Here is a 24,503-nt window from a genome sequence, read left to right as displayed (position 1 = left end):
GTCGGCTATGTACTTCCGCCACCTCGCGGTGTACTGGAGACTTTCACTCCTTAGTCGTTGCGCTGCCAAGCGCACAAAAGCCTAATGAGCACAAGCTCAATAGGCTACTTTTCTAGGCACTTTTGGTTAACCAAGCCTCTTTCGATACTCACTTGGAGTTACACCCGTATACTTCTTGAACATCCGATTGAAAGAAGTAATATTCTGATATCCAACAGTCTTGGCGGCATCATGCACTTTGATCCGATTATCCGCGAGAAGGCTTGCCGCTCTGGCAATCCGGGTTTCGTTGATATAATCCACGATGTTCTTGCCTGTTTTCCCTTTAAAATACGAGGACAAGTAGCCACTGCTCATCTTGAGCTTGTCTGCCAATACATCCAAATAAATTTCTTCCGACAAGTGCTCGTTGATATAGTCAATAACGAAAGAAGTGACCGGATACTTCTCCTCTTTTTTTACCCGAACTGCATCAGCTGTCCCCATCACCCATACGAACAACAATTGCTCCAAATCTTGAAGCGTGTTGCACAGCTGGATGCGATCATCCGACCCCTGCAAGATTTCCTCTATACGGTCCGACTCAGCATAATTGGGAACCACAGCATGTCGGATCTTACCTACCATCGATTCAGCAAAACGCATCAACATGGCGGCTGTAAATTCCTTCCCCTGCCATCTGGCATACAACCGTTCCATAAGTGCAGTTAGCTGCGCAGCGTTCCCTTCTTTCAAATTCGCATCAAACTCTTTATCCTGATCCAGAGAAAAACCAACGGCCATTTGCCTTGCCGCTCGTTTACGAATGATTTGAGTTTCATTAATTAACAAACGTTCTCCTACCAGATCCTGCACTTCCTCATAAGCTTTCGTTAGGTGAATGGATGCTGAATGAAGCGAAGAGATCGCAATGGTAACGATACCGTGATCTCTATCATGATCGAACACATCTTTCATTTGATTCAACAGCTCATCTACATCTGCCATCGCTTCAGTAAACACATAGCTCAAGATTTGATCATGTTCCACCTGAAATGTCAGTACATCTGGAAATGAGGGCTTAAGCTTGCTGTCAATGAAGGTCTTCATGTAATAGAGCCATTTCTGAAACACCGGCTGTGTAATGGCATCTATATTATTGGCCTTGATTTGAAACAAAATAAAAAGGAATGGCTTGTCGATAAAGTCAAGTCTGACGGTATCGTGATCTGAGCTGCGTATCGCTTTCAAATGATGGATAAACGACAGCTGCTTGCGAATCATCTGATTACCGTGAAGTTCGTTGCTTATAATGTTAAATTCTTTGATATTCGAGCGGTAAGGTACATGCTCGTTCATATCACGAATGGATTCGATTACTTTTTTGAGCGGGTTGTTAATCCGTGCAGTAAATAAGAAAGAAAACAATATGCTTAGCAAGATTGCCGCCACCACGGCTACAATCAGGGTAATGTTCAATCGATATTGACTCGCAATACGTTTGACAAGCACCCGGTACACATATTGATACCCCGTCACATCACCCTTCATTTTAAAATAATACTTATCCTCATGGACGAACTCACCGACGCCGCCACGTGTCTGCAATTCATCATAGGAAAGGAAGGGCTCCTGGTTAGGGCTCTCGAAGATCGCTTGGCCGAGATCATTGTAAATGATAAAGTCATCGTAGATGCTTTGATGAAACGCCTTATACATCTTCTGGGCATTGAGAAAAACAACCATATAGAAGTCCGGATGATCATTGTCTCGGAATATAATTGGAATGAGCTCACCTAATATCTGCGGCTGGTCACGAAAAATGGTATTAACCATTGCAGCAGATGGAAAAATCCGATTCGAGTAACTTTCCGTGAATTGCTGCCTCCAGAATGCAAGTGGATATTCGCTGCTCGAATAAAACTTACTAAACATGTCTTCTGCATTCGTGCTCGTGCCTTTTTCTAAGACGATATCATTCTGCTTGGAATAAATGGCTATGTTTTCTATAAACAAATAAGGATTGCCGACCCAAGTTGTTATATCTCGCACGATTAAAGGGAAATTACTATAGCTTGGGGACTTATGTAGATTTTGCACTTCTTTGCTGTAATAAAACAGAAGCATTTGATTTTTGATCAAGTTAAAGTGATTTTCATAATTTTCCCTTGTACTTTCAAGCATCAGCGTATTGTATTTGACAATCTCCTTCCTGACGCTTTCTTTGGAAACGGACATGGAATAAAGTGTAAGGGAAGCGAACAAAACGATGATACAAAGGAATCCCGCGATTAGTCGCATAAAAAGAGAATTGGCATTATTCCGAATGAAAAGGACGGGATGAAGATTTTTCATACAACCTCCACTTCATCATGAATAATCACTGCAGCTTTCTTAATTCCCAGTGGTACCCATATCTTAACAAACGGTTAGAATCGTGTAAACGGTATATTCGTTAGCTAATCGTCGTTTTCTAAAAAAAATACTAGCTTTCGTAAAAGCGCCTAATAGACAGTCGAATCACTCGGCTGTCCTTACGATTAGGGCTGTATCTCATAGCATCGTTTACCTATTTCCTCATAAATTTGAATGCCTCTTCAAATAAAATCAGGTGACTATCCAGAATTTCATGGGCTGTAAATTTCGGTGGTGGGGCGTCCATACCCGTATTGGATTCGAAAGTAATGCTCATTCCACCGCAGACATGATGGATGGCAGAAGTTAAATTGAATGCAGGAAAAGGATATTTCCCGTCATCTACTACGATCTGATCGAGATTGGAATAAGGAATGCCGTGTTGGGCATAGGCGTTTTCAAGCTGAAGATTAAACATTTGATGCTTCTGCATGACCCATTTGGGAATAAGATAAATGGGCGGTAGGTGTACATTGTTATTAGCACCGCTGTGAAGCAAAAGTGTGAAATCTGGCGCCTCTTCATCAGCAAGACCCAGCAGAGCGCTTGTCTCGCGCGCCATCGGAGCAAAAAAATTATCATGCATCAGATTAACGCCATCGTCATTAAAGTACGTTCCTAGGAAATCCGAAGCGTCCTTGATCGGATGAACTGCCTTACAGTCGGGCCATCTGCATAGCGTCCCGTCCTTCCATGTTCCCTGCATGTAATAGACTACCTTCTCTGCAGGTACATCAATGAGCGTATCAATTGGCAGTCTCGCTCGACCGTCAGGATTCATGCAAGGAATAAGCAGCAGCCGAAATCGGTGTGCATGTTCAATCAAATATTCGTAGGGTTTTCCTCGATAATCTTCACCTGTTTCAAGGAGCTTAATCAGGCTCAGTACAGCAGTAATTCCCTCTAATTCCCCGCCATGAATCCCTCCTACGATGAGAAGAACAGGTTTGTTATCCCGTCCTTTGCGTGCATAATGTTCAGGACTTTGGGCTCCGCAGGCGGAATTATAATTCGCTTTACGGCCCAAATCCTCTTTCGCACCGTACTCCACATAATGGATATCTCGCCCGCCTGCCGATGTAACGAGATGCTTGACTGACCCCTTCGTAACGATCGATAAACATGCTTCAATATCTGTTAAAGTACTCCTCCAAAATGAGCTATCCATGAGTTGCCCCTCCTTCTCTTGATAGCTCCATTGTAATGATAACACTCCGACTCGTGTATGGCCGATTTTATAGATGGCTCAACCATTTTTGATGTTAGCTAAAAATAATACCAGTTTCCGCAAAAGTGACCAGCTATGTCAAAAGTCCAATCTTATTTCCAACTAGCTCTAACGCATCGATAGCGAAATCCAGATCCTCTCGCGTATGATTCGCCGTGACAATGAACCGCACGCGACCTTTATCCATCGCGACTGTCGGGAAGACGATGCCTTGCGCGAACACACCTTGCTGCAGCAGTAAATCCGAGAACAACATCGTCTTCGCCGGATCGCCGACGATGACGGGCACGATTGGCGTCTCGCTGCCGCCAGTATTGAAACCAAGCGCCCGCACCTTGGTGCGGAAGTAAGTCGCATTCGACCATAGCTGACCGATCAACGATTCGCTTCGTCTCAGCACGCGAATTGCAGCTAAACAGGTTGCGGCCACCGCTGGAGGCGCCGAAGTGCTGAACAGGAATGGACGTGCTTTCTGGATTAGAAAATCCTTCAACACCTGGTCGCCAGCAGCATACCCGCCAACCGCTCCAACTGCTTTAGACAACGTACCTACTTGAATATGTACGCGTCCTTTCAAGCCAAAGTGGTCAGTCGAACCTTTGCCGTTACGTCCCAACACGCCGCTCGCATGTGCGTCGTCGACAAACACGATGGCGTCGTATTTCTCCGCCAGTTCTACAATTGCCGGGAGCGGTGCGATGTCTCCGTCCATGCTGAACACGCCGTCGGTTACCACGACGCGTTTCGCAAACGACCCGCACTCGCGAAGCACCGCCTCGAGCTGGTCCATATCCCTATGCGCATAAATGCGGCGCTGCGCCTTGGTCAACCGGATACCGTCGATGATGCTGGCATGATTCAACTCGTCGCTGATGACGACATCGTCAGCCCCCAGAATTGTCATCACACCTTGGTTCGTTGTGAAGCCAGATTGGAATACCAGAGCAGCTTCCGTTTCCTTGAATGCTGCAAGTTCTTGCTCCAACTGGTCATGAATGTGCAACGTACCCGTTATCGTTCGAACCGACCCACTGCCAACTCCATATTGCTCGATGGCCTCGATGGCTGCCTTTTTCAAATCCGGATGATTCGTCAGCCCCAAGTAGTTATTCGAAGACATCTGCAGGACACGCCGACCGCCGATATTCATCCAGGTGTCAGAACCTGTCTCCCAAACCGTAATTGGACGATAACGCCCCTCCTTCTTCAATTGCTCCAGTTCACGCTCAAGCGCGCCCCAATTGGCCATATTCGAATTCCTCCTTCTGCCTCAGCGGTATGTTGTCGTGTGTGAATATCACTTTGCCACATCGTCCGGAAGCCATTAGATCAAATGCTTCCTCATAACGGTCCAACGTAAATGTATGCGTGATAAGTGGGCGCAGATCGATTCGCTTCTGGTCAATTAGCCCTTTCAGCTGATACCAGGTTTGGTACATGCGGCGGCCTGTTATCCCTTCTATCCGAAGCCCTTTGAAGATAATATGTTTGGATAAGTCAAGCGAAACCTCTTTGCTCGGTATTCCGAGCAAAGATACTCGGGCAGCAGGAGCTGCAGCTTCGAAGCCAGCGCGAATGGCATCCGGATGCCCAGACATTTCTAGCACGACCTCGGCACCTTCACCTCCAGTAGCTTCCATAAGGGCTTGATCAAGTGGAGTTTGTGTGCTGTTGATCGTGATATCTGCTCCCATTCGCTCGGCCAATCCTAATCGATAGGGATTTATGTCAGCCGCAATGACCAAGCCTGCTCCACTTGCCTTCGCAACGGCGACAGCCATCAGCCCGATTGGCCCTACACCAATAATGGCAACCGACTTACCGACGATATCTCCTGAGAGCACCGTTTGCACCGCATTGCCTAACGGATCCTGCAAGCAGCCAATCTCGAAAGGCATGTCCCCACGATTATGGATCACGTTAGTCGCCCTTACAACTGCGAATTCCGCGAAGCACCCCGGCGCTGTAATCCCGAAACTGCGTGTGTTCGGACAGACGTGTCCATTGCCCGTACGACACGTTTTGCAGACACCGCAGATCATATGACCTTCGGCAGATATATGGTCCCCAAGCTTCACATTCTTCACATGGGCACCCACCCCCGCGACGATTCCAGCGAATTCATGACCAAATACATTCGGTGTAACGACTGTCTTTTCCGCCCAAGAATCCCAATTGTAAATGTGCATATCCGTTCCGCAAATCGATGTTGCCTTAACTCTTACTAACACTTCATCCCGTCCATAGCTTGGAATCGGCAACTCTCTCAGAGTTGCTCCCGGTGCCCGATGCGCTTTAACCAACCCCATCATCGTTCCCATCGCATTCTCCTCCTGTCTCGCACATAAGTGCGTTATGATGTATTTTTTGTGCGCTATATAACATATACACTATATTATACATATGTGCGCTATAATGTATATAGGCATTTCGCCTATAAGAGAATCATTTTCTACGATTTGTTTGCCAATAGGTTGGGTTGGTTTATAATGAGGAATATAAAATCGACCGTATCCGTTTGGTAGGCAGGAGGAACTGTAATTGGAACAAGAGCATGAACAGATTCATAAGAAAATTGGCAAAAGCTTGCAAGCGATTCGTAAAGCAAGGTCGTTAAGCTTAGATCAGGTGGCGGAGTTGACTGGCGTAAGCAAAGCCATGCTCGGCCAAATCGAACGCGGGGACTCGAATCCAACCATCTCGATCCTTTGGAAGATCGTTAATGGCCTGCATATTTCATTTACATCGCTGATTGAAGATGAAGAGCCTAAGGTAACGCATTTCCGCTTCTCCGACAAGGAGCCTCTCATGGAAGAAGACGGCCACTATCGCGCATTCCCGCTCATCCCTTTTGACCAGAAGAAGCAATTCGAAATCTATACCGTCGAGATGGATCCCGGCTGCAGCCACGCATCGGAGCCGCACAATGAAGGCGTCGAGGAATACATCCTTATGATGCAAGGCGGACTCGAAGTGACGTTCCACCAAGAAACTTTCCAGATGTCGGTCGGCGATGCTATTCATTTCTCCGCTGACCAACCACATACGTACCGAAATACCGAAGATGTCAAAACCATGTACCATACGATAATTGTATATCCTTCATAATCGATAGGAGTTTAAGTATGAGCATGAAACGCAGCAGTTTTGTCATGTCAGGGGAAAGTTATTTTGAACCAGGCATACCCATCTATGTGAACCGCGCATACGAGACGTTTGAGCTGATCGAGCATTCTCACGAATTTATCGAGATCACATATGTGAGCGAAGGCGCTGGTGTACACTATATTGCTGGTGAGGCCGTTCCTGTTGGCTATGGAACACTCTTTTTCATTCCAGTTGGACAAAGCCATGTATTTCGACCTAAGACCTCCAAGAAGGACTTACCTCTCATCGTTTACAATTGCTTGTTTCCTGTTTCGTATGTGTCGGAATTACGAGCTAGCTTTCCACAGGCTGCCGAAATCTTTGACTTGTTTCTGAATGGCACCTTGCCTTGGTTCTCCATTCAAGATACATCAGGGGAAAACCATGCCCTATTCCGAGAGCTATACCAAGAATTTTCTGCTAAACCGCCCGGATACTTGGTCGTTCTAAGCTCGCTTGTTGCGCGAATATTCATGCTCTTATATCGACACCACTTGCAGATACATACAGATACGAGGCATCGCCCGCAATGGCTAAGCGTAGATGAAGCAGTTTCTTTCATTGACTGTAATTATGCAGCTGAGATCCGATTAAGCAAGTTGGCAACGCAAGCCAATCTTAGCGAGCGACAGTTCAGCCGTCTCTTCCGGCACCAGACCGGCATGAGTTTTACCGAATACTTGCAGAACATTCGTATGGAAGCTGCTTGTAGCAAGCTGACTAGTACCAACATGAGTGTAGGGGATATTTGCGGGGCTGTGGGGTATAACGATCTGAAGTTTTTTCATCGCTTATTTAAGAAAAAAACCGGGGTTACCCCCCGGGAATATCGTGAAGCTTCTTATTAACGATCCCGCAGCGGGTGATTTCACTCTGTTCCTTTCTGCGTGATCGTCCTCATTTCTACATCTACAACGTCTCCATCGTAAGCGTAAATCCTTCAATTACGACGTCTTCGTCAACCTCAATCATAATACAGCGTTTTCCTTGATAATTCACTTGTCTGACGTACCTTAAATCTTGCGGACTTACCGTGATCGTAGCTACCTTTGTTTCAATCTTAATCGATTTCGATGTGAACTTGGGCATAACGCTGCTCGCTTTGAGTTCATAGTTTTTGTCGTCTACGACATTTTGGAACGCTCGTTCCACTCTTTCCATCGTTACGTTCTCCACACCACTCGTCGCCAGAATGCGTTCCACATCTTTGTAGTCCAACTTCGGAGGCTCTTCCTCCTCATTAGACTCGATGACCCGATGAATCTCTTCATAGACATGCGCGATCGTCGCGGCATCCAGTTGATCCCCTGCCAACTCATTTACGATGTCTTCAAATATTGCTCTCTCTTCTAATGCTGTCACGGTCTTCTCGGCATTCAACACTTGATCAATAAACTGCCAATTGGGTTCATGCGCTCTCCCCGAGCAATACAGAATGCGATTCACATCGGAATAGTTGTCCGTCACACTAGGATAGAAAAACCCTTGCTCCGGCGTGTTTAATTTGATGATGGGATCTACAAAAACATTATATTTAAATTCTCTCTCCACATAATCAAACATGAGCGTTTTCTTCTGTTGTTCCGTAGAATTCACGCTGCATAGAATGAATAGATTCGAGAACATCTCGTTCTTCTCGCTCTCCATGGCATCTTCGTTCCTGCTTTTGGTTGGATTTGCATATTGGCCGCGAACAAAAGTAATCACAGTATCCTGTTCGTAGATGGTATCCGCCAACATTTTATCCACCAACAATAGCATGAGATCTTGCCATTCTTCCGGATTACCTGTCACCAAAGCTTGATGTAGAAGCACTTGTGTAGGCTGCTCCGCCGCCTCCTGAAACCGCAACTCGTACATCTTCTGATCTAATTCGCCCGTCAATAATTTTTTGAAATTAGCCATATACAATTCTTGTTTTTCTCTATCCACTAAGGCGAACGGTTGGCGTTCATAATGGTAAATCTCGTTGGTTTCTTTCATGATATACACGTTAAAAATATCGTAAATTTTTAGCATTTCGTTATCCAATTTAAAATGTTTGCGAATATGTGCGATTTCTTTCTTAATCATAATCCGTTAGTCAGCTCCTAAAAAGTGAAATAGCATCCATATGCTATCCAACATACATGGATGAACACTTCCTGTATGTTAATTCATTATGATAGATTTCTCAACATGTTTGAGAAAATCTATTCAGCGTCTAACTTAATTATAATTATTCTTTCCCTTTATGGAGGGTAATCTTAATGTTATGTTTATGTTGCTGAACAAATACATCGTAATGAGGTGAGGACAATGAAAACAACAACATATACGTCCTATCCTCATCGTACTTTTTAGTCATTCTTTCTACGAATACATTTGGCTGTGAGGGTAGGATTCACTCTCGGAGCTTTTATTATGGGGCAGAAAGAACGTTTCAACTTTCTTGCCGGTCTATGACAGCCACTCTCAGAGTGGCTGTTTTTTTTATGACCGTAATTCACTGCTTTTCTACTAGGAAAGGATGATGCTTTATGAAAAGACTCGCTCATTATTTTCGCGAATTACAATCAGGACAATCAACTTACGGTGTGATTTATGAAGGTTCCTATTATGATCAAGGGGAGATGATCTCTGATCCAACCTATTGGTATAACGATGTCGCCTATCACATTGAAAGGACACATAAACTCTCACTGGATATACCATGTATCACGATACAAATACCTTTTGACCGTCTCGGATTAGATGAAAATAAGAATGAGATTGTTCTCTCCGATTGGGCATTACGACGATGGGGTGATCATATTGAAGCATTAAATCAATTGATTTATAATCGGTCACGATCGGATAAAGAAAATGGTGCTTTTTATTGTTTTCATCCAACCAATGTGGTGTTGCAGCGTAATGCCTCCCATGTCAAAGTCATTTCGGACACATGGTATCTGTGTTTAATGATTACAGTCCAACTCCCCTTCAAAAATAATGATAAAGCGATGCGCATGCTCTGCAAAATGCTTCCGAAAGAAGTAGAAGAGTTCATTACCACATGGGATCTTCACCAATTAAATGCTGCCTATGACTTGGTAAATCAACAGAATAGGATCCGCGAATGGCTGAAAACAAGCAGTTACTGTGCGTTTATTGCGAATGGGAGCATTTTACCAAGAAATAAAGAGGGCAACGGACCACTTGCAGGCGCATTGCCTTTTACATCCCCGGACGATATTGAAATTGAAATTTGTGGGTTGCGCGGAATGGGAATAAGTCGAGGTGTGACCGTCATCACGGGTGGTGGTTATTCGGGTAAAAGCACCATGCTGGATGCGCTAAATTCAGGGATTTACAATCACATCCTAGGCGACGGGCGAGAATTTGTGATTACAGATCCCACTGCCATGGAAATATCCGCTGAGGAAGGCCGTTCTATAAAAAATATGAATATTACGCCTTTCATCAAATGGATCCCACATGGTTCGGCGGAACAGTTTTCAACGGACTATGCCTCAGGTTCCACGTCACAAGCGGCCAATATTATGGAGGCGATCAACTACGGATGTAAACTTCTTCTTATTGATGAAGACCGAAGTGCGACGAATTTCATGATTCAAGATATCAAAATGCGTTCATTAATCAAACGTGAACCCATTACACCTTTTACAGAACGTGTCAGAGAGCTTTATGAGGCTGCCCACGTATCTTCCGTTCTTGTGATTGGAGGTAGCGGTGAATTTCTATCCGTTGCCGATCAAATTATCCTGATGGACAATTTTGTGGCGACGAACGTAACACAGGAAGCCAAACGTTTATGTGAAAACGACAAACCACGAGAACGTATTCCCTATACCCATTGGGACATAGAAAGACTAATAACCAGTGATCACTTCTCGAGCTATCCACAAGGCAGCGGTACAGAGAAGTTGACGGTTTCAACCATGGGATACATCGGGATGGGGGATGAACAAGTAGATATCAGAGGGCTTTACAACATCACATCCAACGCGCAGCTTGTCGCTATTGCCTTCCTACTTCGAAAAATCGCGATAAGTAATCAGGATCGCCTCATCTTGCCCCATGAGAAGATTAGAAAAGCACTCGAAGATATGGAGAGAGAAGGCGTGGACATTGTATTCTCTTCCTTCTTCCCTGGTTTCGACAGGTGGCTTGAATTACCGAGGATGCATGAAGTGTTAGCTGTCTTAAACCGAATGAAACATGTGAATTTTATTAAGTCGGAGCATAGTAGTCAAAATGTATAGCCTTTAAAAATAACGTTATGCCATCATCCTATTCGGAGAAAAAACGCGAAATTTATCCGAATAAGGTTATGGCATAACGCTATGCTCCCCCATAGGTTCTAACTCCTGCCCATGCCACTGTCATCTGCCCTCTTAATTCGGATCTATTTCACCCGATACTTCTCAAAATACTGCGGAATCACCTCTGTCGAAGCTCCTGGCATTTCTGGAAGGATGTAGTGACCATTCTTGACGGTTGCAGGTTCCAAGAAGATGTCTCGAATCCAAGGAATGTACTCCAGCATAATGGCATTCTGCGTAGCGCCGACAAGATGTTGATGAATTTGTCCCATATCACCAACATGTGGAACGACAGGCAGATCGTAGGCTGCAGCAAGCCCTGCTACTTGAAGCCATTCTGTGATCCCGCCGACGCGCGTGCAATCGACTTGCACGTACTCAACCGCGCCATTATGGATGTAATCACGGAATGCATATTTATTGTAGACATGTTCGCCAAGTGCAATCGGAACGTTGAGAACATCGGCTAACTTTTTATGTCCAAGAATATCGTCCGGGTTCAGCGGCTCTTCCAGCCAGAACAAGTCGAACTCCTCTAACTTTTTTCCCCAAGTCATAGCTGTATTGATATTCCATTGCTGATTCACGTCGATCATGAGGATAATATCTTTCCCAATGAGTTCCCGCACTGCCTTCACGCGATCATAATCTTCCTGTGTGTTAGGTTTGCCAACTTTCATTTTCACTCCTGTAAAACCTTCTTCGACATAGGAGCTAATGTCTTTCAGCAGTCTTTCTTGGGTCCAGTTCAGCCAACCCCCATTGGTGTTGTAGGCTTTAATTCCTTTATCTTTGGACTTATGACCGCCAAGATATTGCCACAGCGGTTTGCCCGCTGCCTTGGACATCACATCCCATAGGGCAATATCAACAGCGGCAAGTGCCATATGCGTGATACCCGCGCGACCGATCCAATGCATTTTACCAAAACGGAGTTCATCCCAAATTTCTTTCACCTGAAATGGATCTTTGCCAAGCAGGACAGGCGCGTAATAGTGATCAATCGTGTCCGTAATCATGGTATCGCCATGTGCGCAGGTGCCTGTATACCCATAACCGACAATGCCCTCATCTGTAAAAATGCGAACACCAGGCAAGCCCCAATGAGTAGGTGAATTAATCGCATCAGTAATCGGCGGGTTCAATGGTACGTGCAGAATAAAGCTTTCAACTTTTGTAATTTTCATGGTAAATGACTCCTGCCTCTCATTAATCATTTATAATGTATCGTGTATGATAATTTGCGTGAAATAACCGTACGTTTTACGTACAAGTTATCTAACTGTTACTGCGATCCTACCGTATTCATGAAATGGATATTTGCCCTCTTTTGAGAGAGGCTGATATGACCATACATGGCTGCAGATGCACCATTGACGTCTCGCTCAATCAATTGCTGCAAAATGGCGTTATGCTCAGCCCATTCCACTTCTCGATTGTCCACATCCAGATTGATTTTAATGAACGTTAGATATCGTTGAATCTGCTCGATGTAACCTCTCACCAAGTTTTGCAGGCTAATATTATCGCAATACGCAAGAATGGTACCATGAATGGACACGTTCATTTCCTCGATTGAAGCTAAGCCCTCATTAGGGCGTGCCGATAAATTGGATCGAATGGCATTCAAGGTTTCGCTTAATCTCGCAAGCTTCTCATCCGGAATTTGGAGGACAGCTTTTTCTACAGCGAGAGGCTCCAGCCGCAATCTGATCTCGAACAATTCGTTTAATTGCTGAAGACTCATCAGATTCACATACATCCCTTTAAAAGGAACCATATGTAAGTATCCTTCTGATTGCAGCCGAGAGAGCGCTTCACGTATTGGAATATTGCTAACTTCTAACGTTCGGGCTAGCTGGTCAATATTAATTTTTTCACCGGCAGGCAATTTATGCGTTAAAATATCCTCTTTGACAATCCGATAAATTTCTTCCGTTACGTTCACTCGGTTAATTTTAGTTGCCATGTCGTCCATCCCACTCCTTTCCACGAATATATCATGTATGATGGAGGGTTATCAATTATTCAAATTGTAGAAACGACTTGCATTGTTACCGAAAATATCTTCCTTCTCGTCGTCTGTTAATTCGATTGGCAAATTGCGATTTACGATATCCAATACCTGCGAATAGCTAGCAGCCAATAAGCATACTGGCCAATCACTGCCGAACATCACTCTTTTGCCCCCGAAAACGTCGAGCGTATGACGGATATAACCCGTGAAGACAGATTCCTTCCAATTCGAATGATCTGCTTCTGTTACCATGCCGGACAATTTGCAATATATATTGGGATAGGCTGCAACTTCAACGAGTGATGCTTGCCATTGTTCCTTTTCTTGGATCGCTATTTGCGGCTTTCCAATATGATCGATGACAGCTTTCAACGTTGGAATCCTCTCCAACATTTTCACAATTGCAGGGAACTGGTGTGACTTGATCAGTAGATCAACAGGAAACTGTTGCTCCGCTAAGAACTGCAAGTTCGCGATCACCTGAGGACGGAAAACATAAGAGTCCGCATCAATATCCTGAAGCATAATCCGAATTCCTACGAAATATGGATTGGGACGCAATGTGGCATATAGTTCTTGAAAGGTGTTCGAGTCAAAGTCCAGCCATCCGACTACGCCAGCTATTGTATCATGCCTCTCACAGAGGCTTAACAGATACGCTGTCTCTTCAACCGTTGGCGCAGCTTGAACAGCGATGGTTTTCGTAATTCCGTTATGAATCAATTCCTTTGTTAGATCATCAGGCAAGTAATCCCTATAGAGCACGGGCAATTCTGGTGATAACCAGCCGTAATCGCCACGAGAAAGCTTCCAATAATGTTGATGCGCATCGATTCTCAATTGCGAGTCTTCCTCCGTTTCTGTTCTTTATTTTTCCAATAAATCTTATTTAATATATCGTGTATGATTTTAATACTAAATGCTCTTTCATTTTTTGTCAACGAGATGATGAGAGCTAATGAGGGAATACCACCACGCAATTAAGAAGTTAATAAAATCCCGCCCCAAAGCCATACTCTTCGGGACGAGTTTATGGATCCGATTAACGATGAATCCCCCAGGGGACTCGGTCACAATTTGATCTACAGAACGCGATCCTTTTCGGGATCATCTGTATCGAATCCGATGACTTCAAACGCCGACCACAGCTCCGGAGGGATCGGGAAATTCGCGAGTTCGATGGTTTGAGCTACCCGATCCGGCTTCGACATGCCGACAACAGTGCTGACGATTCGCGGGTCGCGAAGCGAGAATTGAAGTGCGGCGGCAGCCAGCGGAACATCGTATTCCTGGCAAATCTTGGCGTACTTACGCGCCCTCTCCAATACAGTTGGCGGCGCATCGCTATAAGCATAACGGGCGTATGCATCCGGTCCTTTGGCCAATATGCCGCTGCCATACGGAGCGGCATTAACGACTGCTACCCCCAAGCGACTTGCGACATCAAGCAAAGGTTCGGCTGCTCGATTAAGAAGTGTATAACGATTGTGGGTTTCAACTGCGCTGAACGCTCCCGTTTCAACATAGCGAATGAGCATATCGATCGGTCCGCCGGACATACCGATGTGATCGATGACTCCCTGCTCTTGGAATTTTTGTAGCACTTCTAACGGCCCGCCTGCTCCCATCACATTCTCGAAGGTACTGTGTTCTGGATCGTGGATATAAACATATTGCAGACGGTCAAGTCCTAAACGTTCGAGACTTCCTTCGATGGAGCGTTTGATCTGTTCGCCGCTGAAATCTCCTGTATTGAAGTCGCGGTCGGCTTTGGTTGCCAGTATGAATCCAGCCGGAAGTCCGCCATTCGCTTGAATCGCCTTGCCGATTCGCCGCTCGCTCTCTCCTTCGCCATATGCCGCAGCCGTATCGAGAAAGTTGATTGAACTTTCGAAGGCGCTGCGCAGCGTCTCCAGCGCTTGTTCTTCCGAAATACTATATTGAAAAGTTTCTGGCATATCCCCGAGTGGAGCAGCTCCAATACATAGCGGTGTTACGAGTAAGCCGGTACTGCCAAGCTGGCGTTTGGTTAATAATTCGTTCGACATGGTGTGTTCCTCACTTTCTATATGATCGGCATTATAACGACACGCCTAGGAAGCCCCGCGTCATTTGAAAATCGATATTTCCTTGTAGATAGAGACGTGGTACATACGTATGTTCCAAAATTTGTTTGCTGCGCTCGAGAATATGATTCCCCCATAAGCTCGGGTTACCCGCCAACACCAAATCAACATCTTGCTGATAGTTACGCAGCACGTCCTGCTCCGAAGTTATTTGCAGCATCGGGACGAAAGGGTGTGTCTGCATCGGACGATCACCGATCAACGCAATGATTAATTCCACCCCTGTTGCAGCGAGTCCTGTTATCGTCTCTACCCCATGCGTTGTAGGGGTCTCCATGATGTGGAATCCATTATGGCGGACATGTTCCCCGTAAGCGATAGACGGCTGAACTTGGGACACGTTCAATAGATGCTTGCCGAACGCAGCTGCAGTAAGCAACTCACTGTTCTCGGGAACGACGACCATACCTCCTGCCCCGACAATTATCTTGGTTAGTAGTGCCAACTGCTCCGCCGCATCTTCCGAAACGGGGCCAACACTTACGATACCGATCCGCAGTCCGTCTAGACCGACCGTCACCTTCTCCGCTGGAGCAGCTGCAGTCACTCGATCGGCGAACCAAGATTCGACCTTCTCACTCACCTTGGCAATACCACCGTCGAGTTGAATGCTGGCATAACCGAGCCGGCTCGCATCGACGCCCATCACTTCCATCTGATGGCGCATGTAGTCGTTATGCGTTTTCTCGCAACCATGCTCCAGAAGCAAACAATGCTCCACCATCGGATGCGTCATATAACCGATCATCGTACGGGCAAACAGCGATTCAGCTGGCCCTCCTGATGTGCCGCAGCCTTCTGTGTGCGCCAATGTGACAAAGCGTGAGAGTTCGGGCTGCCCTGTTCCTTGTTTATTCAGACTCCGTGTAATCATGCCCGCGACCTGTCCCGCACAAAGACTTGTCGGCACGATCAAGCCGATGCTATCACTAGATTGTCGATCCCGATGGCGTGTAAAAGAAAACTGAATCGGGTCAACTGTCGTTACAGCAGCCCAATCCCCAATTTCTATCGGAGCTCCAGTCGGTACAGGAGGGTGAAGCAGCGTCTTGAGCTGGCTCGCATCGCTCTGCTGCCAGTTACGCCAAATCTGTACCTGAGCATGACCTGCCTTTTCGCCGACACTTCGCTGTCCAGATGCAATTCGGATCGCTAGTTCAAACACTTCCTGGCCCAGCTCTTCCATCGACTTGCCTTCCAGATACTGCCCCGCGTTCACATCCATATCGTTCGACAACAATTGGAAGCGGCGAGTTGTCGTGACCACTTTGACAGTTGGCACATACGGAAAGTTCGTGATCGAACCATTGCCCGTCGTAAAGAAGATGACATTGCAGCCTGCTGCCACTTGTCCAGCGATACTCTCCAGATCATTGCCTGGGCTGTCCATGAAATAGTAGCCGCCATCCTTCATGATCTCCCCGTACTCGGTTGCAAAGTCGATTCGGGTTGTGGGGTCTTTCTTCATGGCGGCGCCTATGGATTTGAGATAGATGTTGTACAAACCGCGATACATATTGCCACCGGACGGGTTGCCTTCTGCGCTAGTTCCGTGCCAGGATGTACGTTCCTTAAATCGATTCACAAGCTCCAGAAATTTGCGAGCGGTTTCCACGTTGCGCACTTTGGACAACACATGGGGCTCTGCGCCAATCAATTCATCGGTTTCGGCCAAGCTAGCCCCACCGCCGTAACGAACCAATTGCTCCGAGATCCAGCCGAGGAGGGGATTGGCGGATACGCCAGAAAATGCGTCTGAACCGCCGCACTGCAAACCAAATCGCAAGTGACGGATGGATTCTGGTGTCCGCTGCATGGCACTGACCGTTGGCAGCCATTCTCGTACTAACGCTTCACCTTTAAGCAGCTCCTCCTCAAAACTCCCTGTGAGTGAAACGAACTTGTGAAGCACTTCGTCGATCGGGTAGTTATGTTCGTGAGCGTAAGCTTCCACCATCTTGTTCGTTACCGACTCATTCCCATAATCGACTACTAATACCGCGCCAACGTTCGGGTTGACCATGAACCCCGCGAGAGTCCTTAGCAGCAACTCCACGTTATTCGGCTTCTCAATGCCGCCTTCCGTGTGCGCGACGGGAACTATCCCGTCTATATTTGAATCGTTCTTCCAATCGGCTTGTAGACGAGCAGCAAGCTCATTCACATAACTCCCCGTGTGCGAGGTGGTACCGAGCAATACGATGTAATTCCGTGTACCAACTCCGCGATCTTCATGGCGGCGATAGCCCATGAACGTAGGCGTCTCCGTATAAGCTGGCGAAGCTGGAGCTGGCTGGAAGTTCTCCTCATCAAAGATGTATGGAGGAATTTGATCACCGAAATTGGGCGCATCTGGCACTGCGAATGTCAACTGGCGCACACTAAGCGCTTCCAATACGGTTTCATTGATTACGTAATGACCGGGTTGAATCGGTTTAAGCGCTATTCCAAAAGGCAAATGCCACGAGAGTAGATTTTCACCAGCTGCAATCGCTTTCACAGCAAACCGATGGCCTTCCATTACGGTATAATCCAAGGTAAGGGATTGACCTTCATATAGAATAACGGTTCCCGCGTTCAATTGGCGAATCGCAACGGCGCAGTTATCCTCGGGCAAGGGAAGTCTCGCTACTTCTTCAAATTGGTAAACAACGTCCATCGATGATTGACTCCTTTGATGAAAATTTCTATTTCCGAGTATATACCTCATATTGTACCAAGATTATGGCATTTGTTAATTCTTTACCTTTGCACAAACATACTCTATTTTGATATTCTATAAATACGGAATAAAAATCAAGCAAGCTGAACTAGGGAGGTTCACAAGGTGCAAAACCCACTGATAAAGAACTTTTTTAACGACCACCTCCTGCCGTTTGACCTTGTATTTAAGGACACCAAAACACCAAATCGAGAACTACCCGAACATCTGCATGATCGGTACGAATTGGTGTATGTGTATAGTGGAAAAGGGACATTCTTCTTAAACCAAATGCTCTATGAGATGAATGAAGGAGACTTCTTCATCATTCCTGGCAATACCATTCATCAGGCATTGCCTGATTCTGAATCTCCAGTTACAGCCACCGCTGTCTATTTTGATCCGCAACTGATCGGACATTATTCAGCTGGTGATTCGTTCACGAATATGCAAGTTTTTGAGCGTGCCCGCAAGTATAAGAGCTATAAGCTTGTGATCCCAGCAGCCGTGCGCCCCCTTATTGAAGATAAATTCAACCAACTTCATGAAGAATTGGAACGACACGAAGCTGGTTTTAGATACGCAGTTCAGCTACATTTAAATAGCCTCTTAATTATCATTAATCGTTTGATATTGAAAGATTCCCGCCATCAACTGGCTGAGTCCGATGTCGGCCCCTCCTGGTTACTCAACATACTTCAATATCTAGACCAGTTTCACACAGACCAAAGCGTTGGACTTTCGTCTCTAGCGAAGCATACATCAGTCTCAGCCGCTCATTTATCTAGGGTGTTTAAACAATTAACGGGTATGAATATCACCGACTATGTGAACGCCAAGCGAATTTCAACTGCTAAGGAACTTCTGTTAACGACCGATTTAGGTATTGATACGATTGCGCACAATTGCGGATATGAGAGCTTGCCTTATTTTCATAAATTGTTCAAGAAATTCACTGGCGTTACCCCTGGCGTATATCGTAGGAAAGTAATGAAGGAGCTTAGTTTTCAATTCGATACGCCATAATTAATTGGAAAACGGAGCCTGCTAACCCGCCGCGGAGCTCCGTTTTTGTTGTTTGACATTTGATTATAATTACATCATTGCATTTGGTATTGATCGTCACTGACTTTCTCCATCCATTCTACAGCTTTCCCATTCAGTCGCTCTTGAATCGCTATATGCACCATAGCTGTGGTTGGCGAAGCTCCGTGCCAGTGTTTCTCGCCAGGCGGGAACCAAACTACATCACCAGGACTAATCTCCTCGATCTGACCTCCCCATCGTTGAACCCATCCTTTTCCTGACGTTACGATTAACGTCTGACCGAGTGGATGCGTATGCCATGCTGTCCGCGCACCTGGCTCGAAAGTAACACTTGCTCCTGCTACACGAGCAGGCTCTGCTGCTTCTATCAGTGGATCAATGCGAACCGTACCCGTGAAATACTCCGATGGTCCTTTGCCTGAAGGTTGTGACCCGACTTTTCTAATTTCCATTTTCTATCAGCCTCCTTGTGAGTTACGTAATTGTTATGTGTTGCTTACAACGCCTACAGTCTCCACCTTCCTAATAAGGACGATATAGACGACGATGGCCAGTACACTGGTTGTACATATCATAATACCAAAAGGAATGGCGGAATACTCACCGGCAATTCCAACAAGTGGGGAAGTAATAGCTTGCAAGTACTGGAGCTTCCTACACTATTTCGTTTTAATGTTAATCGTAGAAGTTAATTCTTCCCACTCCAAAGATGCTCCTAATGTTTCCGTTATAAAGCGAAGCGGTACCATTGTTGTGTCCTTATACAGTTGTGGTTTAACTTCAAAATAAAAGTCTTTATCGTTCACCACTACTTTTCTTGATCCTAGTGTTAAACTCACTACATTAGTGTTTGTTTTTGCTAGTATACTCTTCGTCTTTTCGTCCCAGCTTACTTCGGCGCCTAAAAGCTCAAAGATGGTTCTCATAGGCATCATAGTTCGAACATAGGAAAGTGTAGGAGCTACATCAAATTTTTGTATTTCACCATTCACTTTAATGTTGCTTTTGGACATCAATTCATCAGGAACAACAATTTCTACACCTTTATCCTTCAAAAGTGTTAATACTTCTTCTGCTCTTGTGTCTAACGGTAGATTCTTCAAATATAACGTCTTTAAACTCTGGATTTTTGTTAATGGAGACAAGTCTGAGATCTCGGTATCACAAATGTTCAAGGAGTTGATCGGATGATGTATTAATGGCGTCAGATCAGCAACGGAAGTATTGGCTAGGTCCAGTTTATGGATATTTTGCATCTGATTCATAACTGAAATATCTTTTAAATATGGATTACTTTCCAAAGACAAACTTCCAATTTTCAGCCCCTTTAATGCACGGATATCTATGATATTGTTAAAATCCAAACCTAAGGTATTAAGTCTTTTCAGATTAGCTACAGCAGAAATATCTGTTATTTCGTTATGATTTAGACTTAGAAACCATAGATTTGTTAAATTTGCAATTGGCTTTAAATCAGAGATCTGATTGTATTGTACTAAAAATTGCCCGAGATTAGTTGCATACTCCATTCCATTTAATGATTTTATATTATTGTCCTTATATATTAGCAGGTATTGCAACTCACTCAGATTCTCTTTAGTTAATTCAGTAACGTTCAACTTACTTTTTATAGCTGACTCTAGTCTAGCGTCTTCAATAAGAGTTCCATTAGCCATGGAATTTGTCGGCACTAATATACTTGCCATTAGGACAAGCGAAGTTATCAATTTGTTTCTCATCATTTATAAGCCTCCATGGGTTTCAAATCTATGTGCAGTATCGTCTTCCTCGTACAATAACTCATTCCATTTACTTCCACCCTTCTACAGGAAACCCTTTTTTCTTTACTTATTCCTTAAAGATAGAGAAAAAATCGCCAGTTCCTCTAAGGAAACTGACGATTTACATTCATTGCACTATCATTTATTTGCGCGTCGCTATTAATCCAATTCCTTGTAATCAAAGAAATCAAAGTCTGCTTGCAGCCTAGTGCCTCTTAGATCCTGAGCGCAAAGCCCAACAAAAGCACCAGTAAATGATAATTTCTTCGCATAACTGTCCGCTAGATTACCTGCATACAACGCCGGCCCGATGCACTGCCAGTAATGACTATCCAGCGAGTAACTGAATTGAATCTGCTCGAAATCCATCGTAGCTTTTAAATAAATGCTCTCTCCTACTGGAATCGGCAAATAAACATCCAGCTCTTCATAGTGTCCTTGATCGCTTACGATGATCGCGAGGTGTTTCCCCAGCTCGTCATCATGCGATATGCGTAAATAGTAATGATCGGACTCATCATAGTAGAGGACAAGACCTGCCATTTGGGTAAAAGAAAGCGGCTCGAACGACACGCACGTCGTCATCTCGCACTGGAAACTTTGAATCCGCCTTGCCACAAGGCTTTGATTGTGCAAGGAGGTCAGCGATTCTCTTCCCCTCAACCGCATAAATCCAGAGCGCTCAGATAAGCTTATCCATGACTCGTCGTAGGGAACACGAAGCGAATGCCAGTGGATGCTGAGCTGCGGCTCATCGAAATCATCGCGGACCGGTTCTAGCATCCAAGGGTGCGGCGTTAGCTCCGTCTCCGGAATCAGCAGCTGTGGCTGCTTTCCGCCTGATGCCAAACGCAGCCAACCCTCCTGCGTCCAGACGACCTTTTGCAGCGAAGTCTCCCTGCCTAATGGACTAAGCCCACTTCCGTCTTTGAGCGGACGCGAACAGATAAACACCATGTACCAATCGCCTAACTGCGTTTGCACCAAAGAACCATGTCCCGCATTTTGCAGTGGATGATCAGGGCTTGTTCTTGTCGTCATGATCGGATAGTCGGGATCGACTTCATACGGACCGTCTATCGACTCAGCTCGCATGAGCGTCGCGGCGTGCATCGGGCCCGTTCCGCCTTCGGCCAGCAACAAATAGTAATATCCGTCCTTCTTGTACACCATCGGCCCTTCCGTTACGCCTAGGTCCGTGCCTTCCGTAACCTGCTTGATAGCTCCGATCAGCTTGCCTTCCGCCAAACTAAACTCCTGCATGACAATGCCGGCGAATCTGCGTTTATTTTTACGAAAATCCCACTGCATATTAAACACATACTTACGGCCATCCGTGTCATGGTACAAAAAGTGATCAAAACCGCTTGCGTTCAGATAAATCGGATCTGACCAAGGCCCTGTAATCGACGGTGCCGTCACCACATAATTGTGTAAGTCCTTATATACGCCCTTACGGCCTACGACATTCGTAAAACATAAGTAATACGTGCCATTATCATAGCTTAATGATGGCGCCCAAATACCGCCTGAGCTTGGCACGCCGCGCAAATCCAATTGGCTGAGACGATCCAGGGGACGGACCAAAGGCCGCCAATTCATTAAATCCCGCGAGTGATGAATGAGCACGCCCGGAAACCACTCGAACGTCGATGTTGCAATATAATAATCATGGTCTACTCGGATGATGGAAGCATCCGGATGGAAACCGCGAAGTATCGGATTCTGAATTACCATAGATACAAATCGTTTCCTTTCAGTTTGAAGATGGCTTCCATGAAATAATAGTCGCCATAAATAATCGGGTGATGATGCTTCTCATTATGATACGATGCCGAACCGTATTGGATGAGACAGTCATTATCCGTCGTCCAGTCAATACGAGATTGATCTAAGGTTCGAAGCAACTTCAGCGCTGCACCTAGGTACATTTCTTTTTCAAATTCGCCAACGACTTTGGCAATTTCAATGAATCCGCATGCTGCGATGGCCGCGGCTGTATCATCTTCAAGCTTCGGCTCCTTCGGTTGTCTGAAATCAACAGGAATAATACCGTCAGCTGGCATATTTGCGATAAAATAGTTGGCAATCCGTTTCGCGGTTTGCAGATACTCATCCTTCTGCGTGTGGATATAGCTCATCATGAAACCATAAAGCGCCCACGTCTGACCTCGCGTCCAAGACGAACCCTCTTCATAGCCCTGACCGCCGTAAGTTTTGACTACGCCCCCCACGAAGGGATCGAACTCCACAATATGGTTGACCGATCCGTCGGGCCTCACAAACGCAGTAATCGCTGTGTCCGCATGCTTCATCGCGATTTGCTTGTACCGTGGATCGCCAGTTTCCTCCGAAGCCCAATACAAGAGCGGGATATTAAACATACAGTCGATAATCGCCCAGCCTCTTGTGTCGCCTTCTTCCAGATCGTTCCATGCCCGAATGAATCCGCCTGCCAGATTAAATCGGCCAGCAAGCAAGTTCGCTGCATGCAGCGCTCTTTTGCGGGATTCCGGATTCCCCGTCACCCGATAATTCGCCACACTCGTCGGCAGCCACATGAATCCGACATCATGGTGCAAGCCATAGAATTCCTGGAAGCAACGATCCATCTCTCCTTCCGAAATATGCGCAATCTCCTTGTACTTATCATCTCCGGTTTCGTGATGCATCAGCCACATCATGCCACCCCAGAACCCATTGGTCCACCAATTGATCTCGTCTGATTCAAGTCCTGATGGGTTATCTACGATGCGGTTATCATGCGTCCCGTTCACTGTGGTATATGGAATCTTATGTCTCGACTTTTCGCTCACCCAGTCCATTTTCATTGTGATCTTGTCGATAACTGCCTGTAACCAAACTTGATTGTTTCCGTCCAACATCCCATTTCCCCTCTTTCTCTGGTTTGTCTATATTCTCCTCGTCTATCCCTTTGTAGCTCCTGCAGCAATCCCTTTCACGAAATACTTCTGCAGCGCGATGAAAGCGATCAAGACAGGAATAATGGAAATCGCTGTACCCGCAAAGACCATGTCCCATTGTGATGCGTATTCACCGACAAAGCCGAAGATCTCGACGATCATCGTCTTCGGTTTATCCGACGGCAGTACGAGACTTGGCATCAGGAAATCGTTCCAAATACCGAGGCCATTAAGTACGACTAAACTTGCTGTACACGGCCCAAGGAGCGGAAATACGATTCGCCAAAAGATGCCGTATCTGGAACAACCATCGATTTCAGCGGCTTCTTCAATTTCTTGGGGAATGCCCTTCAAGAAGCTGGTATACAGCAGTACACCGAAGCCGACGGAACCGGACACGTAGATTAGAATTGGCGCTCCCAACGTGCCATACAAACCAAACATTTTCATCTCTTTGAATAACGGAATCATATACACCTGGAACGGAATCATCAAACCAGCCAGAAAGTACACATAGATGGCATTGGTCCATTTTTTATGCGTACGTTCAATCGCGTACGCCGCCATTGGAATGACCAAAATCATGGCAACAATCGAGGTGACCGTCAATATAATCGAGTTCACCATTGCCCGTGGGAAATCCGTTTTCGTCCATAAGTAGACGAAGCTATCTACGTACAAGCTGGTCGGGAAAGCAATGGCATCGCGCATAATCGCACCATTACTTTTAAAAGCAGAGATCAAACTAAAGTAAATCGGGAAGAAAAAGATGAGGGCAAGAACTAGCGTCAGGGCAAAGATGAGCAGCTCAAGCATGGATTTTTGTTTTTTCAT

Annotated in this window: 20 protein-coding genes; 4 read left to right on the top strand and 16 right to left on the bottom strand. The window is 45.7% G+C overall.

The genetic code is table 11. The features are described 5' to 3' along the window. Window positions 1–126 precede the first annotated feature (126 nt). From A8708_RS01900 to tdh, 4 genes are all read right to left on the bottom strand, one after another. Entirely contained in the window at window positions 127–2,334 is a 2,208-nt protein-coding gene (locus A8708_RS01900; protein WP_068661855.1) for a helix-turn-helix domain-containing protein, read from the bottom strand. Between the two features lie 214 nt (window positions 2,335–2,548). After that, entirely contained in the window at window positions 2,549–3,562 is a 1,014-nt protein-coding gene (locus tag A8708_RS01895; RefSeq protein WP_068661854.1) for a M14 family zinc carboxypeptidase, read from the bottom strand. A 133-nt stretch (window positions 3,563–3,695) separates the two neighbouring features. Further along, window positions 3,696–4,871: a glycine C-acetyltransferase gene (locus A8708_RS01890; protein ID WP_068661853.1), complete on the bottom strand. Its 1,176-nt coding sequence runs from the start codon at window positions 4,869–4,871 to the stop codon at window positions 3,696–3,698. After that, entirely contained in the window at window positions 4,849–5,943 is a 1,095-nt protein-coding gene (tdh, locus tag A8708_RS01885; RefSeq protein WP_068661852.1) for an L-threonine 3-dehydrogenase, read from the bottom strand. The genes A8708_RS01890 and tdh overlap by 23 nt, the downstream gene beginning before the upstream one ends. A 220-nt stretch (window positions 5,944–6,163) precedes the next feature. Between tdh and A8708_RS01880 the strand changes: the two genes are divergently transcribed. After that, a complete protein-coding gene (locus A8708_RS01880) occupies window positions 6,164–6,730 on the top strand; it encodes a helix-turn-helix domain-containing protein (RefSeq protein WP_068661851.1) in 567 nt (188 codons plus the stop codon). A gap of 17 nt (window positions 6,731–6,747) precedes the next feature. Beyond that, window positions 6,748–7,617, top strand: coding sequence for an AraC family transcriptional regulator (locus tag A8708_RS01875; protein WP_068661850.1), 870 nt, complete (start codon window positions 6,748–6,750; stop codon window positions 7,615–7,617). A gap of 61 nt (window positions 7,618–7,678) precedes the next feature. Here A8708_RS01875 and A8708_RS01870 read toward each other — a convergent pair whose 3' ends face one another. After that, window positions 7,679–8,842: a DUF4317 domain-containing protein gene (locus A8708_RS01870; protein ID WP_068661849.1), complete on the bottom strand. Its 1,164-nt coding sequence runs from the start codon at window positions 8,840–8,842 to the stop codon at window positions 7,679–7,681. Window positions 8,843–9,288: 446 nt separating this feature from the next. Here A8708_RS01870 and A8708_RS01865 point away from each other — a divergent pair, with 446 nt between their 5' ends. Next, window positions 9,289–11,013 (top strand): P-loop domain-containing protein, encoded by a 1,725-nt coding sequence (locus tag A8708_RS01865; protein WP_068661848.1) that lies wholly within the window; start codon window positions 9,289–9,291, stop codon window positions 11,011–11,013. A gap of 143 nt (window positions 11,014–11,156) precedes the next feature. Here A8708_RS01865 and A8708_RS01860 read toward each other — a convergent pair whose 3' ends face one another. From A8708_RS01860 to A8708_RS01840, 5 genes are all read right to left on the bottom strand, one after another. Next, window positions 11,157–12,260, bottom strand: a complete 1,104-nt coding sequence (locus tag A8708_RS01860) for a mandelate racemase/muconate lactonizing enzyme family protein (RefSeq protein WP_068661847.1) — start codon at window positions 12,258–12,260, stop codon at window positions 11,157–11,159. A 98-nt stretch (window positions 12,261–12,358) separates the two neighbouring features. Beyond that, window positions 12,359–13,042, bottom strand: a complete 684-nt coding sequence (locus A8708_RS01855) for a GntR family transcriptional regulator (protein ID WP_068661846.1) — start codon at window positions 13,040–13,042, stop codon at window positions 12,359–12,361. A 51-nt stretch (window positions 13,043–13,093) separates the two neighbouring features. After that, window positions 13,094–13,930 carry an amidohydrolase family protein gene (locus A8708_RS01850; RefSeq protein WP_068661845.1) on the bottom strand — a complete coding sequence of 279 codons (837 nt, stop codon included), beginning with the start codon at window positions 13,928–13,930 and terminating at the stop codon, window positions 13,094–13,096. Window positions 13,931–14,172: 242 nt separating this feature from the next. Then, complete coding sequence (locus tag A8708_RS01845; RefSeq protein WP_068661844.1) at window positions 14,173–15,138, bottom strand: aldo/keto reductase; 966 nt, start codon at window positions 15,136–15,138, stop codon at window positions 14,173–14,175. 31 nt (window positions 15,139–15,169) lie between these two features. Next, window positions 15,170–17,875 carry a UxaA family hydrolase gene (locus A8708_RS01840; protein WP_068661843.1) on the bottom strand — a complete coding sequence of 902 codons (2,706 nt, stop codon included), beginning with the start codon at window positions 17,873–17,875 and terminating at the stop codon, window positions 15,170–15,172. A gap of 168 nt (window positions 17,876–18,043) precedes the next feature. Here A8708_RS01840 and A8708_RS01835 point away from each other — a divergent pair, with 168 nt between their 5' ends. Further along, window positions 18,044–18,943, top strand: a complete 900-nt coding sequence (locus A8708_RS01835; protein WP_068661842.1) for a helix-turn-helix domain-containing protein — start codon at window positions 18,044–18,046, stop codon at window positions 18,941–18,943. A 74-nt stretch (window positions 18,944–19,017) separates the two neighbouring features. On the opposite strand, the gene A8708_RS01830 is transcribed toward A8708_RS01835, so the two are convergent. From A8708_RS01830 to A8708_RS01810, 6 genes are all read right to left on the bottom strand, one after another. Beyond that, complete coding sequence (locus tag A8708_RS01830; RefSeq protein WP_068661841.1) at window positions 19,018–19,416, bottom strand: (R)-mandelonitrile lyase; 399 nt, start codon at window positions 19,414–19,416, stop codon at window positions 19,018–19,020. Window positions 19,417–19,449: 33 nt separating this feature from the next. Then, the gene (locus tag A8708_RS35200; protein WP_157264509.1) at window positions 19,450–19,605 is read right to left on the bottom strand and encodes a hypothetical protein; all 156 of its coding nucleotides are present in this window, start codon (window positions 19,603–19,605) and stop codon (window positions 19,450–19,452) included. 18 nt (window positions 19,606–19,623) lie between these two features. Then, window positions 19,624–20,703, bottom strand: coding sequence for a stalk domain-containing protein (locus A8708_RS01825; RefSeq protein ID WP_204787452.1), 1,080 nt, complete (start codon window positions 20,701–20,703; stop codon window positions 19,624–19,626). A gap of 201 nt (window positions 20,704–20,904) precedes the next feature. Beyond that, the gene (locus A8708_RS01820) at window positions 20,905–22,482 is read right to left on the bottom strand and encodes a glycoside hydrolase family 43 protein (RefSeq protein ID WP_068661839.1); all 1,578 of its coding nucleotides are present in this window, start codon (window positions 22,480–22,482) and stop codon (window positions 20,905–20,907) included. Then, window positions 22,476–23,630: a glycoside hydrolase family protein gene (locus tag A8708_RS01815; RefSeq protein WP_068661838.1), complete on the bottom strand. Its 1,155-nt coding sequence runs from the start codon at window positions 23,628–23,630 to the stop codon at window positions 22,476–22,478. Before A8708_RS01815 ends, A8708_RS01820 begins: the two co-directional genes overlap by 7 nt. Before the next feature lie 42 nt (window positions 23,631–23,672). Next, window positions 23,673–24,503 carry a carbohydrate ABC transporter permease gene (locus A8708_RS01810; protein ID WP_068661837.1) on the bottom strand — a complete coding sequence of 277 codons (831 nt, stop codon included), beginning with the start codon at window positions 24,501–24,503 and terminating at the stop codon, window positions 23,673–23,675.

The organism is Paenibacillus oryzisoli (assembly GCF_001653565.1).
Classification (GTDB): Bacteria; Bacillota; Bacilli; order Paenibacillales; family NBRC-103111; genus Paenibacillus_E; species Paenibacillus_E oryzisoli.
The sequence above is the reverse complement of the archived record's forward strand: the minus strand, read 5'-3'. Positions and strand labels throughout refer to the sequence as shown.

Excerpts from the sequence above, each read along its gene's own strand:
- A8708_RS01820 (WP_068661839.1), bottom strand. The coding sequence starts at position 22,482 with ATGGTAATTCAGAATCCGATACTTCGCGGTTTCCATCCGGATGCTTCC.
- A8708_RS01845 (WP_068661844.1), bottom strand. The coding sequence starts at position 15,138 with ATGTCGAACGAATTATTAACCAAACGCCAGCTTGGCAGTACCGGCTTA.
- A8708_RS01865 (WP_068661848.1), top strand. The coding sequence starts at position 9,289 with ATGAAAAGACTCGCTCATTATTTTCGCGAATTACAATCAGGACAATCA.
- A8708_RS01815 (WP_068661838.1), bottom strand. The coding sequence starts at position 23,630 with ATGTTGGACGGAAACAATCAAGTTTGGTTACAGGCAGTTATCGACAAG.
- A8708_RS01875 (WP_068661850.1), top strand. The coding sequence starts at position 6,748 with ATGAGCATGAAACGCAGCAGTTTTGTCATGTCAGGGGAAAGTTATTTT.
- A8708_RS01860 (WP_068661847.1), bottom strand. The coding sequence starts at position 12,260 with ATGAAAATTACAAAAGTTGAAAGCTTTATTCTGCACGTACCATTGAAC.
- tdh (WP_068661852.1), bottom strand. The coding sequence starts at position 5,943 with ATGGGAACGATGATGGGGTTGGTTAAAGCGCATCGGGCACCGGGAGCA.
- A8708_RS01895 (WP_068661854.1), bottom strand. The coding sequence starts at position 3,562 with ATGGATAGCTCATTTTGGAGGAGTACTTTAACAGATATTGAAGCATGT.
- A8708_RS01890 (WP_068661853.1), bottom strand. The coding sequence starts at position 4,871 with ATGGCCAATTGGGGCGCGCTTGAGCGTGAACTGGAGCAATTGAAGAAG.
- A8708_RS01825 (WP_204787452.1), bottom strand. The coding sequence starts at position 20,703 with ATGAGAAACAAATTGATAACTTCGCTTGTCCTAATGGCAAGTATATTA.
- A8708_RS01855 (WP_068661846.1), bottom strand. The coding sequence starts at position 13,042 with ATGGCAACTAAAATTAACCGAGTGAACGTAACGGAAGAAATTTATCGG.
- A8708_RS01900 (WP_068661855.1), bottom strand. The coding sequence starts at position 2,334 with ATGAAAAATCTTCATCCCGTCCTTTTCATTCGGAATAATGCCAATTCT.
- A8708_RS01830 (WP_068661841.1), bottom strand. The coding sequence starts at position 19,416 with ATGGAAATTAGAAAAGTCGGGTCACAACCTTCAGGCAAAGGACCATCG.
- A8708_RS01810 (WP_068661837.1), bottom strand. The coding sequence starts at position 24,503 with ATGAAAAAACAAAAATCCATGCTTGAGCTGCTCATCTTTGCCCTGACG.
- A8708_RS01870 (WP_068661849.1), bottom strand. The coding sequence starts at position 8,842 with ATGATTAAGAAAGAAATCGCACATATTCGCAAACATTTTAAATTGGAT.
- A8708_RS01840 (WP_068661843.1), bottom strand. The coding sequence starts at position 17,875 with ATGGACGTTGTTTACCAATTTGAAGAAGTAGCGAGACTTCCCTTGCCC.